Below are 13,342 nucleotides of genomic sequence, written 5' to 3'. Positions count from 1 at the left end.
AACTTTTTTCTTTTTTGTTTTTGTTATCTGGGAAAGTGACTTGTGTTAAGTCAGGAAGTTTGGCGAATTCTTCAAACATCTTGTCCAAGTCATCGGTTTTTGTAAATTTAACAGCCATGGGCCTACCTCTTTTCTAAATGTTACCTCTATTATACTATTATTTTTCGGAAAAGGGATTATTTTTATTTTGATAATCAAAGAGGTAAAAACAGGTAAGGTGAAACAAGCTTTGTTCCTTATGGTATAATAGGTTTATGGATAAAAAATATGAAAAAATCTCCCAAGATTTGGGTGTAACCTTAAAGCAAATCGATACCGTTCTAAGCTTGACCGCTGAAGGGGCGACGATTCCCTTCATCGCACGTTACCGGAAGGACATGACTGGTAGTCTGGATGAAGTGGCGATTAAGGCCATTATCGACTTGGATAAAAGCCTGACTAATCTCAACGACCGTAAAGAAGCTGTCTTGGCTAAGATTCAAGAACAAGGTAAGCTAACAAAGGAATTGGAAGAAGCTATCTTAGCTGCCGAAAAATTAGCAGACGTAGAAGAACTATATCTTCCATACAAGGAAAAGCGTCGGACAAAGGCAACCATTGCCCGTGAGGCTGGACTCTTCCCTCTTGCTCGCTTGATCTTGCAAAACGTAGCTGACTTAGAGAAAGAGGCTGAGAAGTTTGTCTGTGAAGGATTTGCGACTGGTCAAGAGACCTTAGTGGGTGCAGTAGATATCTTGGTAGAAGCCCTATCCGAAGATGTCAATCTACGTGCTATGACCTATCAGGAAGTGTTGAGACACTCTAAAATCACTTCGCAAGTCAAAGATGAAAGTCTTGATGAAAAACAAGTTTTTCAGATATATTACGATTTCTCAGAGACAGTTGGCAACATGCAGGGCTATCGAACCTTAGCCCTCAATCGTGGGGAAAAATTAGGTATCTTGAAAGTCGGCTTTGAACATGCAACGGATCGTATTCTAGCTTTCTTTGCTACTCGTTTCAAGGTAAAAAATGCCTATATTGATGAAGTTGTTCAACAGTCAGTTAAGAAAAAGGTCTTGCCTGCTATCGAGCGCCGCATTCGGACAGAATTAACCGAGAAGGCAGAAGAAGGGGCTATCCAACTCTTTTCGGATAATCTGCGCAATCTCCTCTTGGTTGCTCCGCTAAAAGGCCGCGTGGTTCTAGGCTTTGACCCTGCCTTTCGTACAGGGGCCAAGCTGGCAGTTGTTGATACGACAGGAAAAATGCTGACGACTCAGGTCATTTATCCTGTCAAACCAGCATCAGCTCGTCAGATCGAAGAAGCCAAGCGAGACTTGGCAGACTTGATTGGTCAATACAGCGTGGAAATTATTGCCATCGGAAATGGAACTGCCAGTCGGGAAAGTGAAGCCTTTGTGGCGGAAGTTCTGAAAGATTTTCCAGAGGTCAGCTATGTCATCGTCAATGAAAGTGGCGCTTCTGTCTACTCTGCCAGCGAACTTGCGCGTCAGGAATTTCCAGAATTAACCGTTGAAAAACGCTCTGCTATCTCTATCGCTCGTCGTTTGCAAGATCCCCTGGCTGAATTGGTCAAAATCGATCCTAAGTCAATCGGTGTCGGTCAATACCAGCACGATGTCAGTCAAAAGAAACTATCTGAGAGTTTGGACTTTGTCGTGGATACCGTGGTCAACCAAGTCGGTGTCAATGTCAATACTGCTAGTCCTGCTCTTCTTTCACACGTAGCTGGACTCAATAAAACCATCTCTGAAAATATCGTCAAATACCGTGAGGAAGAAGGAAAAATCACTTCACGCGCTCAAATCAAGAAGGTTCCTCGTCTAGGCGCTAAGGCCTTTGAGCAAGCAGCTGGTTTCCTCCGTATTCCTGAAAGTAGCAACATCCTTGATAATACAGGAGTTCACCCAGAGAACTATGCTGCGGTTAAGGAACTCTTCAAACGCTTGGATATCAAGGACTTGAATGAAGAAGCTCAAAGCAAACTCAAGTCCCTTTCAGTCAAAGAAATGGCGCAAGAACTTGACCTCGGTCCAGAAACCCTTAAAGATATCATTGCTGACCTTCTCAAACCAGGTCGAGATTTCCGTGATTCTTTTGATGCTCCAGTTCTTCGTCAAGATGTCTTGGATATCAAGGATTTAAAAGTCGGCCAGAAACTGGAAGGTGTGGTGCGGAATGTCGTCGACTTCGGTGCCTTCGTTGATATCGGAATTCACGAGGACGGCTTAATTCATATTTCCCATATGAGTCGTAAATATATCAAACATCCTAGCCAAGTGGTGTCAGTCGGAGATTTGGTAACGGTTTGGGTCAAGAAAATCGATACTGAACGTGAAAAAGTCAATCTGTCGCTTCTCGCTCCAGATGAATCTAACTGAGTACGTTCAGTACGTTTCCCTCGAAGACTTTGGTAGACCTTTTACCCACCAAGCCCAGTGGAATTCTCGTCTGCGAACGACAGGTGGACGATTTTTCCCAAAGGATGGGCATTTGGATTTTAATCCCAAGGTCTATAATGAACTAGGTTTGGAAGTCTTTCGTAAAATCGTGCGCCATGAACTCTGTCACTATCACCTTTATTTTCAGAAAAAGGGTTATCGCCATAAGGACCGAGAATTTAAGGAACTATTGAAAGAAGTGGATGGACTGCGCTTTGTACCACCTTTGAAAACACAATCTCAAAGTGCCTACCTAATCTATCAGTGCCAATCCTGCCAGCAAAGTTATCAGCGTAAGAGAAGAATTGATACCAAACGCTATCGCTGTGGAGTTTGTCGAGGTAAACTCGTCATCATAAATCGGCCTAAGGACTGATGTTGATAGTTCTGATTCATGCTATACTTCTTGTAAGAATACCGAAAGAGGAAACAATCATGAATACAAAATTTTATAAAATGAGACGAAATCGTATGGTGTCAGGAGTTTTAGCTGGTCTATCAGACAAGTGGAATTTTGATGTAACCCTAGTCCGCTTTCTATTTGCCATTTTTACCGTAGCAAATTTTGGAATTGGTGTGATAATCTACATCATCCTTGCCTCTATCCTGCCAACTAAGGAAGAAATCGAAGCCGAAATGTACGGAACAGGACCACGCAAACGCAAGGAAGCCCAAGCCATTGAAGACAATGATGGCTGGTTTTGGTGAGGTAAATCTACGATAACAAAAGTTTTGCTACATTACTACAAGAGAAAAGAAGGCAGTAGCATGTTTAGGAAATACTTTAAAAACTATAAATGGACGGACGTGTTCTGGATTCTATTTATTTTGATTACTAGTTTTCTATCAACTAATAATTACTTATACCACTTAACGAAACAGGATTTTTCAGAAGAAGGATGTCTTTTAGCAATTCCTTTGTTTCTTTTTCATTTTCTCTTCATTGATAAATTCATCATTTCTAGACGAGATCAAAAAGATGAATAACTTTTAACCCTTGCATCCGCAAGGGTTTTCTTCTTGTTTTCCATTTATGGTACAATACTTTTAGTGAAATTTCTAAATTTTTTTCTATCTTACAAAAATGTAAGATTAAAGTCTCTTTTGTAAGGTTAGGTTATGGCAAGCAATTTTTTTTTGCGATAAACTAGACTCATAAAGAACAAAGGAGCAAAACCATGAAAAGAATTTCACAAAAGAAAAGAAGAAAACCAAGTCAAAAAGATATTGAGCGTGTTCAACTGGGATGCGCTATGATGCAAGCACAGTTTCAATTGATGGGATATTAAGAAGGAGAGAATCATGACACTTTTAGATGTAAAACACGTTCAAAAAATCTACAAAACACGTTTCCAAGGTAACCAAGTAGAGGCCCTCAAAGACATTCACTTTACCGTAGAAAAGGGTGACTACGTGGCTATCATGGGAGAGTCTGGTTCTGGGAAATCAACCCTGCTCAACATTCTAGCTATGCTGGATAAACCAACTCGTGGGCAGGTTTACCTGAATGGAACCGACACAGCCACTATTAAGAATTCCCAGGCTTCAAGTTTCCGTCGTGAGAAGTTGGGATTTGTCTTCCAAGACTTTAACTTGCTAGATACCTTGTCTGTTAAGGACAATATCTTACTTCCGTTAGTGTTATCACGAAAACCTATCACAGAGATGATGAAGAAATTGGTAGTAACCGCTGAAAATTTGGGCATAAACCAATTGCAAGAGAAGTACCCTTATGAGATTTCTGGTGGTCAAAAACAGCGGGTAGCAGTAGCACGCGCCATCATCACCGAACCTGAAATTCTCCTTGCGGATGAGCCAACAGGAGCTCTTGACTCCAAGTCATCTGCAGCCTTACTCGACGTTTTTGATGAAATCAATGAACGAGGGCAGACCATTCTCATGGTAACCCACTCAACGGCAGCAGCAAGTAGGGCCAAACGCGTTCTCTTTATCAAGGACGGCATTCTTTACAACCAAATCTACCGTGGAGACAAGACAGAGCGTCAGATGTTCCAAGAAATCTCTGATACTTTGACTGTTATGGCAAGCGAGGTGAATTAGTATGTTCCGATTAACCAATAAGTTAGCGGTATCTAACTTGATTAAAAACCGCAAACTCTACTATCCCTTTGCCCTTGCTGTTCTCTTAGCAGTGACCATCACCTATCTCTTTTACTCACTGTCACTTAATCCTAACATTGGCAAGATCCGAGGGGGAGAAACTATCTCTATGACCCTTGCTCTCGGTATGGTGGTTGTTACTATCGCTTCTGGAATTATTGTCCTTTATGCTAATAGTTTTGTCATGAAGAACCGCTCCAAGGAGCTGGGTGTATATGGTATGCTGGGTCTCGAAAAGCGCCATTTAATCAGTATGGTTTTTAAGGAGCTTCTTATTTTTGGTTCCTTAACCTTGACAGCTGGTCTCGGTCTAGGAGCTCTCTTTGATAAGCTAATCTTTGCCCTTCTTCTGAAGCTTATGAAGATGAAAGTGGAGCTCGTTTCGACTTTCCAACCAAGTGTCTTTATCCTAGTTCTTATCGTTTTTGGAGCTATCTTCCTAGGTCTGATTTTCATCAATGCCTTTCGTATCGCACGCATGAATGCCCTTCAACTCTCTCGTGAAAAGGCCAGTGGTGAGAAAAAAGGACGTTTCTTAGGCCTTCAAACCATTCTAGGTCTGATTAGTTTGGGAGCGGGTTATTACCTAGCAGTTACAGTTGAAAATCCACTTTCTGCTGTTCTGATTTTCTTCGTAGCAGTTTTGTTAGTTATTTTGGGAACTTATCTTCTCTTCAATGCAGGGATCACAGTTTTCCTACAAATCTTGAAGAAAAACAAGCGTTACTATTACCAACCTAACAACATGATTTCCGTATCCAATCTTATCTTTCGAATGAAGAAAAATGCGGTTGGTTTGGCTACGATTGCCATCCTTTCAACCATGGTCTTGGTGACTATGTCTGCTGCAACAAGCATTTTTAAGGCTTCAGAAAACTTCAAGAAGGTCATGAATCCACATGATTTTGGGATTACAGGACAGAATGTTGAAAAAGAAGACATCGAAAAACTCTTGAACAAGTATGCTAGTGATAATGGATTGACTGTCACAAAGAAAGAAGTTCTTACATACAGTAACTTTGGTGTGGCAAATCAAGAAGGTACGAAATTGACAATCTTTGAGAAAGGTCAAAATCGTGTTCAACCGAAAACTATTTTTATGGTCTTTGACCAAAAAGACTATGAGAATATGACAGGACAGAAACTTGGACTTTCAGGTAAGGAAGTTGGATTGTTTGCTCAAAACAAGGAACTTCAAGGGCAGAAAGAACTGACTCTGAATAACCAGACCTACACGATCAAAGAAGAAATCAAAAAAGATTTTATTCTTGAACATGTCCCAAATCAGTACAATATTCTAACTTCGGACTATAACTATTTGGTTGTTCCTGACTTACAAGCCTTTCTTGAACAGCATCCTAACTCTTCCATCTTTAATCAATACTATGGGGGTATGAATGTAACAGCTAGTGAGGACGAGCAACTTAAAATTGCAGATGACTATTCAAAATTCGTTAACAACTTTAATAGAGAAATAAACAAAGAAGGAAGCTATGTTTACGGAAGCAATCTGGCTGATAGTAGTGCGCAGATGAGTGCTCTCTTTGGTGGAGTTTTCTTCATCGGTATCTTCCTCTCTATCATCTTTATGGTAGGAACAGTTCTTGTTATTTACTACAAACAAATCTCTGAGGGCTATGAAGACCGTGAACGTTTCATCATTTTGCAAAAGGTCGGACTTGATCAAAAGCAAATCAAGCAAACGATTAACAAACAGGTTCTAACTGTTTTCTTCCTTCCATTGCTCTTTGCCTTCCTACACCTTGCTTTTGCCTATCATATGCTTAGCCTCATCCTAAAAGTTATTGGCGTGCTGGATGCGACCATGATGTTGACCGTTACATTGTCCATCTGTGCTATCTTCCTCATCGTCTATGTTTTGATCTTTATGATTACCTCAAGAAGTTATCGCAAGATTGTGCAAATGTAAAAAAGATACCTCGATGCTGGTCGAGGTATTTCTTTTAGCTTAGATACTAAAGAGTTGTCCCAAGAGGAAGGTTACGCCCATGGTGAGAAGTCCGATACAGAGGTTACGGATCATAGCAGTTCTCGTAGGAGCTTTTCCTAATTTAGCACTGGTATAGCCGGTAATAAGAAGGGAAAGGGCAACGATAAAAACAGTAGCAGGAATGCGATAATCACTTGGAAAGACAGTGATCGAAAGCATAGGAGGAAGACTTCCCAGTACAAAGGCGATAAAGCTAGAGATGGCAGCATGCCAAGGATTGGTAAATTCTTCGTACTCGATACCGTATTTTTCCTCGACCAAGGCTTTGAGTGGATTTTTTAAAAAGGCCTTGTTGGTCAAGAGTTGGGCGGACGTTTCACACTCACCATTTTGAAGGTAAGCAGCATAGAGGGATTGTTTTGCAGATTCGATATCCTTATCCAAGAGCAACTGTTCTCTAGCGACAGCGGCTTCTTCCGTGTCTTTCTGAGTCGATACAGAGACATATTCGCCACCTGCCATAGAAAAAGCACCAGCGAGGATAGCGGCCAATCCTGATAGAAAGATAATCCAGATATTGCTTGTCGCACTGGCAACACCGATAACGACTCCAGCGATGGAAATAATCCCATCATTGGCTCCCAGAACACCTGCGCGTAGGATATTGAGTCGGCCTGCAAAGTTTGCATCAATTTCATGTTTCATTTCTGTCATAGTCATCTCCTTTCTCTCCATTATAGAGAAAAGAATAGTGGAATACAAACTTTTTAAACTATCTGAAAAAAGTTCTACGATTCTAATTTTTAGGCCCTTTGAAGTTTCTCCGAAAAAGTAGTGCTATCCTACTGTACTGGACCTTTTTAAACTTATCTATGGTATAATAGAAGATAGATTTATCAATTGGAGAATGAAAGATTTTATGATTAAACTTGTAGCAACCGATATGGATGGAACCTTTCTAGATGGAGAGGGTCGGTTTGATATGAAACGCCTCAAAAACGTACTTGTTTCCTACAAGGAAAAGGGGATTTATTTTGCTGTGGCTTCGGGTCGTGGTATCTTGTCTTTGAAAAAGCTATTTGCGGATGTGCGTGACGAAGTGATTTTTATAGCTGAAAATGGGAGCTATGTTGAGTTTCATGGTGAGGATATGTATGAGGCTACTATGTCTCGGGATTTTTACTTGAGCACTTTTGAAGCTTTAAAGAAATCGCCTTATTTTGACGAAAGAAAAATGCTCTTGACTGGGAAAAAAGCTTGTTATGTTTTGGATACAGTGGATGAGACCTATCTCATGTTTAGCAGTCACTACAATGAAAACATTCAAAAAGTGGCACGTTTGGAAGATATCACGGATGAGATTTTTAAATTCACTACTAACTTTACTGAAGAAACGATAGAAGTTGGTGAGGCCTGGGTCAACGAAAATGTTCCTGGTGTGAAAGCCATGACCACAGGTTTTGAATCCATTGATATTGTCTTGGACTATGTTGATAAGGGTGTGGCTATTGTTGAGCTGGCAAAAAAACTTGGTCTGACCATGGATCAGATTATGGCTTTTGGCGATAATCTCAATGACCTTCACATGATGCAGGTAGTGGGGCACCCCATCGCTCCTGAAAATGCGCGACCAGAGATTTTAGAATTAGCAGAAGCAGTGATTGGTCACCATAAGGACCAATCAGTGATGACTTATATGGAGGGATTATAGTGGCAGATATTAAATTGATTGCATTGGACTTGGATGGCACCTTGCTGACAACGGATAAAAAGCTAACAGATCGTACCAAGGCGGTCCTCAAAGCTGCGCGTGACCGTGGCATCAAGGTCGTTCTGACAACGGGACGTCCTCTGAAGGCTATGGATTTCTTTCTCCATGAGCTGGGGACTGACGGTCAGGAGGATGAGTACACCATCACCTTTAATGGTGGTCTAGTACAGAAAAATACAGGGGAGATTCTCGATAAAACAGTCTTTTCAATCGACGATGTGGCACGCTTGTACGAGGAAACTGAAAAACTCGGATTACCGTTAGATGCTATTTCAGAAGGAACCGTCTATCAAATCCAGTCGGACCAAGAAAGTCTCTATGCTAAGTTCAACCCAGCCCTGACTTTCGTACCTGTCGCTTTTGAGGATCTATCTAGTCAGATGACATATAATAAATGTGTGACCGCCTTTGCCCAAGAACCTTTGGATGCAGCGATTCAACAGATTTCTCCTGAATTGTTTGACCAATATGAAATCTTCAAATCGCGTGAACTTTTATTGGAATGGTCGCCGAAAAACGTTCACAAGGCAACAGGTTTAGCGAAATTAATTAATCACTTAGGAATCGATCAAAGTCAAGTCATGGCTTGTGGGGACGAGGCCAATGACCTTTCCATGATTGAGTGGGCAGGTCTGGGAGTTGCCATGCAAAATGCTGTTCCAGCGGTTAAGGAAGTTGCCAATGTGATTACCCCTATGACCAACGACGAGGAAGCCGTTGCCTGGGCTATCGAAGAATACGTGCTAAAGGAGAACTAGAATATGGGATTATTTGACCGTCTATTCGGGAAAAAAGAAGAGCCGAAAATCGAAGATATTGTTAAAGAAGCTCTGGAAAATCTTGATTTGTCAGAAGAGGTTGAAGAAAACCAAACGGCAGTCGAAGAAACTTCTCAGGAAGAGACAACAAGAGAAAAAGTGGAAGAAACACCTGCTCAAGAAGAAATTCCTCAGATCTCAACAGAAGAAGTTATTGAACCAGAAGCAGTCGAGGAAACTAATCAGGAAGAGCTTGAGCTAGAATCTGATGAATTGGAACAATTCCAAGAGTCGGAAAAATTTCTAGAAGAAGAGAACCAAGAAACTGTAGAGTTCGAAGAAGGGTTAGCTTCTGAAGTAGTAGAAGAAGAACTTCCTCAGGTTGAAGAAACTGTACAGGAAAAATATGACCGCAGTCTCAAGAAAACCCGTACAGGATTCGGTGCTCGTTTGAATGCTTTCTTTGCCAACTTCCGTTCTGTCGATGAAGAATTCTTCGAAGAATTGGAAGAACTGCTCATCATGAGCGACGTCGGTGTGCAAGTCGCTTCAAACTTAACAGAAGAACTACGTTATGAAGCCAAACTCGAAAATGCTAAGAAGCCTGATGCGCTCCGTCGTGTCATTATCGAGAAATTGGTCGAGCTCTACGAAAAGGATGGCAACTACGATGAACAAATCCATTTCCAAGATGGTTTGACAGTCATGCTCTTTGTCGGAGTCAATGGTGTTGGGAAAACAACTTCTATCGGGAAATTAGCTCATCGCTACAAACAAGCTGGAAAGAAAGTCATGTTGGTTGCGGCAGATACCTTCCGTGCGGGTGCTGTGGCCCAGCTAGCTGAATGGGGTCGACGTGTGGGTGTTCCTGTTGTGACGGGGCCTGAAAAGGCTGATCCAGCAAGTGTGGTCTTTGATGGTATGGAACGCGCCGTAGCCGAAGGGATTGATATTCTCATGATTGATACAGCAGGTCGTTTGCAAAACAAAGAAAACTTGATGGCAGAGTTGGAAAAAATTGGCCGTATCATTAAACGTGTTTTACCAGAAGCACCTCATGAAACCTTCCTAGCTCTGGATGCTTCAACTGGTCAAAATGCTCTTGTACAAGCAAAAGAGTTTTCAAAAATCACTCCATTGACAGGTATTGTATTGACCAAGATTGATGGAACTGCCCGAGGTGGTGTTGTACTGGCTATCCGAGAAGAACTTAATATCCCAGTAAAATTGATTGGTTTCGGTGAAAAAATCGATGATATCGGGGAATTTAACTCAGAAAACTTTATGAAGGGTCTCTTAGAGGGCTTGATTTAATACAAAATAAATATCCTGCAAGTCAATCTTGCAGGATATTTTTGCTATTCTAAACGGCCATCTTCACGATAGGCGATATCTGGTTGCCAGGTCCATTTGGCTCCATACTTTTCAAGTAAATCAAAGCTAGCTTGAGGTCCCATGCTTCCAGCTTTATAGTCATGAAGTGGAGCACCGTTTTCAGCCCAGAGCTCTTCGATACGGTCAATCAATTTCCACGAAGCACTTACCTCATCCCAGTGGCTAAAATTGGTAGAGTTGTTGTTCAAAACATCGTAGATTAATTTCTCGTATGGATCTGGTGAGGCTCCAGTAGCAGTAGCATCTGTACGGTAATCCAGAGAGCTTGGAGCCAGGTTAAATTCTTCACCGACTTGCTTACCATTGAGGCTAAGAGAGAATCCTTCAGTTGGTTGGATATAGATTGTCAAAATGTTTGGAGCAAGTGGCTCTCCAAAGATAGAGTCCATTTGCTTAAAGACGATATTGACATGAGTCCCTTTTTCAGTCAGACGTTTCCCTGTTCGGAAGAAGAAAGGAACACCACGGAAACGATCGCTGTCTACAAAGAAGGCACCAGATGCAAAGGTTTCTGTTGTAGATTCAGGATCGACATTTGGTTCGCTTCGATAGGAAATGTATTTCATGCCATCGATTTTACCAGAGCGATATTGACCACGGATAAACTGTTCTTTCAATTCCTCCTCAGTTGGATGATAGAGGTTTTTAAAGACCTTTATCTTTTCAGCACGAATCTCATCTTTTGTAAAGCTAGCTGGTTTGTCCATGGCTAGAAGAGAGAGAAGTTGGAGAGTATGGTTTTGCACCATATCACGAAGGGCACCAGATTGATCATAGTAGCCACCGCGTTCTTCGACACCCAAGCGCTCTGCAAAGGTAATCTGAACATTATCGATGTGTTCGCGATTCCAAACATTCTCAAAGATCATGTTGGCAAAACGAACAGCAAAGATACTCTGAATCATCTCTTTACCCAGGTAATGGTCGATACGGTAGATTTGCTCTTCATCAAAGGCCGCAAGGAGATCTTCGTTGAGTTTGCTCGCTGTTTCGTAGTCTGTACCAAATGGTTTCTCAACGATCAAGCGCTCAAAACCTTTGCCATCAACAATGTTTTCAGATTTGAGGTGCTTGGCAATAGTTCCAAAGAACTGAGGTGCCATAGACAAGAAGAAGAGCTTATTGTGTTCAGCTTGGTATTTTTCATTCAGCTCAGCTTGTAATTGACGCAAAGCAATGTAATGTTCCGTGTCATTCACATCATGGCTTTGATAGTAGAAGTGGCTGGCAAATTCTTGGGCTTGCTCGGTACTATCTGCCAAATCAAAGATGGACTCGACAACTACAGATTCAAAATATTCCTTACTCCAAGGTCTACGAGCTGTTCCGATAACAGCAAAATGCTCAGAGAGATTGCCTGATTTATAGAGTCTGAAAAGGGAAGGGTAGAGTTTGCGTTTAGCTAAATCTCCACTCGCACCGAAAATTGTAACAATAACCTTTGATGACATCTAGCTACCTAATTTCTATATTTTTTCCTAGTTGGACTAGGGATGAGATTTCCTCATTATCATAGTTTTTATTTTATCATAATTTTCAAAAAAAACAAAAAATCCAATACGCAATTAAAAAACTGTAAGGAGAACCTTACAGTTTTGTTTTATACATTTAAGACCTTGTCCAAGAACTCTTTTAGACGAGGGTGTTGCGGGTTGTCAAAGATTTGATCTGGAGTTCCATCTTCCAGGAATTCACCATCAGCCGTAAAGATAACACGGTTAGCCACCTGACGAGCAAATCCCATCTCATGGGTTACGATAATCATGGTCATGCCTTGTTCCGCCAATTCCTTCATAACATTCAGTACATCTCCAACCATTTCAGGGTCCAGAGCGGAAGTTGGCTCATCAAAGAGCATGATATCAGGATTCATGGCAAGTCCACGAGCGATAGCTACACGTTGTTTCTGACCACCTGAAAGGCTATCTGGATTAGCCTTAGCCTTGTCTGCAAGACCGACTTTCTCCAGCAACTCCATCCCCAATTTTTCAGCTTCTTCTTTGGTCATTCGTTTGTGTTCAATAGGTGCAAAAGTGATATTTTCTAGGACGGACATGTGAGGGAAGAGGTTGAAATGTTGGAAGACCATTCCCACGTTTTCACGAACATGGTCGACATTGGTTGATTTTTCAGTCAAATCATAGCCATTCACTGTGATGTGGCCACTCGTTACCTCTTCGAGAAGGTTAAGGCTACGGAGGAAAGTGGATTTACCAGAACCCGAAGGACCGATGATACAGACAACATCTCCTTCATAAAATTTAGTAGTAATGCCTTTTAAAACTTCGTTTTTTCCATAATACTTATGCAAATCATTTACATCAATTTTTAGTTTTGCCATTAACGAATCCTCTTTTCTAAGCGTTTCGCTAGTCTAGTCAAAAGCGTGATAATTACAAGATAGAAGATAGCAAGGATTGCATACATCTTGAAACTTTGGTAGTTACGGGCGATGATAATCTTACCAGTTTGGAAAAGTTCAACCAAACCGATAGCAGAGACGATGGTTGTATCTTTAAGAGCGATAACGAATTGGTTGACAAAGTTTGGCAACATCAATTTAGTCGCTTGTGGCAAGATAATCTTACGCATGGTTTTTCCATAAGAGATACCAAGACTGCGGCTGGCCTCCATTTGGCCAACTGGAACAGCTTGGATCCCACCACGAACAATTTCAGCGATATAAGCAGCTGCATTGAGTGAGAGGGCGATAGTACCAGCTACAAAGTCATTGATTGGACTTTGTTGGCCTGTAATCGACTCGATGAAGTTTGGAATACCCCAGAAGATGAAGGCTGCAAGAATCATCAATGGGATACCACGGATAACATCAACGAAAATCTCAGAGATAAGACGAAGAGATTTGTATGGGCTAACGCTAAACATACCGAAGATAATCCCG

General features: G+C 41.4%; 13 protein-coding genes. 8 read left to right on the top strand and 5 right to left on the bottom strand.

Features of this window, described 5'->3' with window-relative positions:
• A partial coding sequence (locus SORDD27_RS10480; protein ID WP_061427495.1) for an SPJ_0845 family protein occupies positions 1-118 on the bottom strand: 118 nt, incomplete at its 3' end.
• 136 nt (positions 119-254) lie between these two features.
• On the opposite strand from SORDD27_RS10480, the gene SORDD27_RS04110 reads away from it, so the two are divergent.
• The 5 genes from SORDD27_RS04110 (at position 255) to SORDD27_RS04085 (ending at position 6,495) form a co-directional block, all read left to right on the top strand.
• Entirely contained in the window at positions 255-2,384 is a 2,130-nt protein-coding gene (locus SORDD27_RS04110; RefSeq protein ID WP_061427493.1) for a Tex family protein, read from the top strand.
• Positions 2,371-2,820, top strand: coding sequence for a SprT family protein (locus SORDD27_RS04105; RefSeq protein WP_061427491.1), 450 nt, complete (start codon positions 2,371-2,373; stop codon positions 2,818-2,820). The genes SORDD27_RS04110 and SORDD27_RS04105 overlap by 14 nt, the downstream gene beginning before the upstream one ends.
• A 59-nt stretch (positions 2,821-2,879) precedes the next feature.
• Positions 2,880-3,152, top strand: a complete 273-nt coding sequence (locus SORDD27_RS04100; RefSeq protein WP_001092797.1) for a PspC domain-containing protein — start codon at positions 2,880-2,882, stop codon at positions 3,150-3,152.
• Positions 3,153-3,746: 594 nt separating this feature from the next.
• Positions 3,747-4,505, top strand: a complete 759-nt coding sequence (locus SORDD27_RS04090; RefSeq protein WP_000173369.1) for an ABC transporter ATP-binding protein — start codon at positions 3,747-3,749, stop codon at positions 4,503-4,505.
• 1 nt (position 4,506) lies between these two features.
• Complete coding sequence (locus tag SORDD27_RS04085; protein ID WP_061427488.1) at positions 4,507-6,495, top strand: FtsX-like permease family protein; 1,989 nt, start codon at positions 4,507-4,509, stop codon at positions 6,493-6,495.
• A 39-nt stretch (positions 6,496-6,534) separates the two neighbouring features.
• Here the strand turns inward: SORDD27_RS04085 and SORDD27_RS04080 are convergent, their stop codons facing one another.
• Complete coding sequence (locus tag SORDD27_RS04080) at positions 6,535-7,230, bottom strand: VIT1/CCC1 transporter family protein (protein WP_061427485.1); 696 nt, start codon at positions 7,228-7,230, stop codon at positions 6,535-6,537.
• 205 nt (positions 7,231-7,435) lie between these two features.
• On the opposite strand from SORDD27_RS04080, the gene SORDD27_RS04075 reads away from it, so the two are divergent.
• The 3 genes from SORDD27_RS04075 to ftsY are packed head-to-tail and all read left to right on the top strand — an operon-like array spanning position 7,436 to position 10,359.
• Positions 7,436-8,227 (top strand): Cof-type HAD-IIB family hydrolase, encoded by a 792-nt coding sequence (locus SORDD27_RS04075; RefSeq protein ID WP_061428065.1) that lies wholly within the window; start codon positions 7,436-7,438, stop codon positions 8,225-8,227.
• A complete protein-coding gene (locus tag SORDD27_RS04070; RefSeq protein WP_061427483.1) occupies positions 8,227-9,045 on the top strand; it encodes a Cof-type HAD-IIB family hydrolase in 819 nt (272 codons plus the stop codon). Before SORDD27_RS04075 ends, SORDD27_RS04070 begins: the two co-directional genes overlap by 1 nt.
• A gap of 3 nt (positions 9,046-9,048) precedes the next feature.
• The gene (gene ftsY, locus SORDD27_RS04065) at positions 9,049-10,359 is read left to right on the top strand and encodes a signal recognition particle-docking protein FtsY (protein WP_061427481.1); all 1,311 of its coding nucleotides are present in this window, start codon (positions 9,049-9,051) and stop codon (positions 10,357-10,359) included.
• 44 nt (positions 10,360-10,403) lie between these two features.
• Here the strand turns inward: ftsY and zwf are convergent, their stop codons facing one another.
• The 3 genes from zwf to SORDD27_RS04050 all read right to left on the bottom strand — a co-directional run.
• Positions 10,404-11,891, bottom strand: a complete 1,488-nt coding sequence (zwf, locus tag SORDD27_RS04060; protein ID WP_061427479.1) for a glucose-6-phosphate dehydrogenase — start codon at positions 11,889-11,891, stop codon at positions 10,404-10,406.
• Positions 11,892-12,040: 149 nt separating this feature from the next.
• Positions 12,041-12,781 (bottom strand): amino acid ABC transporter ATP-binding protein, encoded by a 741-nt coding sequence (locus SORDD27_RS04055; protein WP_001096336.1) that lies wholly within the window; start codon positions 12,779-12,781, stop codon positions 12,041-12,043.
• A partial coding sequence (locus SORDD27_RS04050) for an amino acid ABC transporter permease (protein WP_155718887.1) occupies positions 12,781-13,342 on the bottom strand: 562 nt, incomplete at its 5' end. The genes SORDD27_RS04050 and SORDD27_RS04055, both read right to left, overlap by 1 nt.

The organism is Streptococcus oralis, from assembly GCF_001579025.1.
GTDB classification, from domain to species: domain Bacteria; phylum Bacillota; class Bacilli; order Lactobacillales; family Streptococcaceae; genus Streptococcus; species Streptococcus oralis_X.
This window is presented reverse-complemented; position numbering and strand designations above follow the sequence as displayed.

Bases quoted from the DNA above. Each gene is read 5' to 3' on its own strand.
- SORDD27_RS04110 (WP_061427493.1), top strand. From the start codon at position 255: ATGGATAAAAAATATGAAAAAATCTCCCAAGATTTGGGTGTAACCTTA.
- SORDD27_RS04105 (WP_061427491.1), top strand. From the start codon at position 2,371: ATGAATCTAACTGAGTACGTTCAGTACGTTTCCCTCGAAGACTTTGGT.
- SORDD27_RS04100 (WP_001092797.1), top strand. From the start codon at position 2,880: ATGAATACAAAATTTTATAAAATGAGACGAAATCGTATGGTGTCAGGA.
- SORDD27_RS04090 (WP_000173369.1), top strand. From the start codon at position 3,747: ATGACACTTTTAGATGTAAAACACGTTCAAAAAATCTACAAAACACGT.
- SORDD27_RS04085 (WP_061427488.1), top strand. From the start codon at position 4,507: ATGTTCCGATTAACCAATAAGTTAGCGGTATCTAACTTGATTAAAAAC.
- SORDD27_RS04080 (WP_061427485.1), bottom strand. From the start codon at position 7,230: ATGACAGAAATGAAACATGAAATTGATGCAAACTTTGCAGGCCGACTC.
- SORDD27_RS04075 (WP_061428065.1), top strand. From the start codon at position 7,436: ATGATTAAACTTGTAGCAACCGATATGGATGGAACCTTTCTAGATGGA.
- ftsY (WP_061427481.1), top strand. From the start codon at position 9,049: ATGGGATTATTTGACCGTCTATTCGGGAAAAAAGAAGAGCCGAAAATC.
- zwf (WP_061427479.1), bottom strand. From the start codon at position 11,891: ATGTCATCAAAGGTTATTGTTACAATTTTCGGTGCGAGTGGAGATTTA.
- SORDD27_RS04055 (WP_001096336.1), bottom strand. From the start codon at position 12,781: ATGGCAAAACTAAAAATTGATGTAAATGATTTGCATAAGTATTATGGA.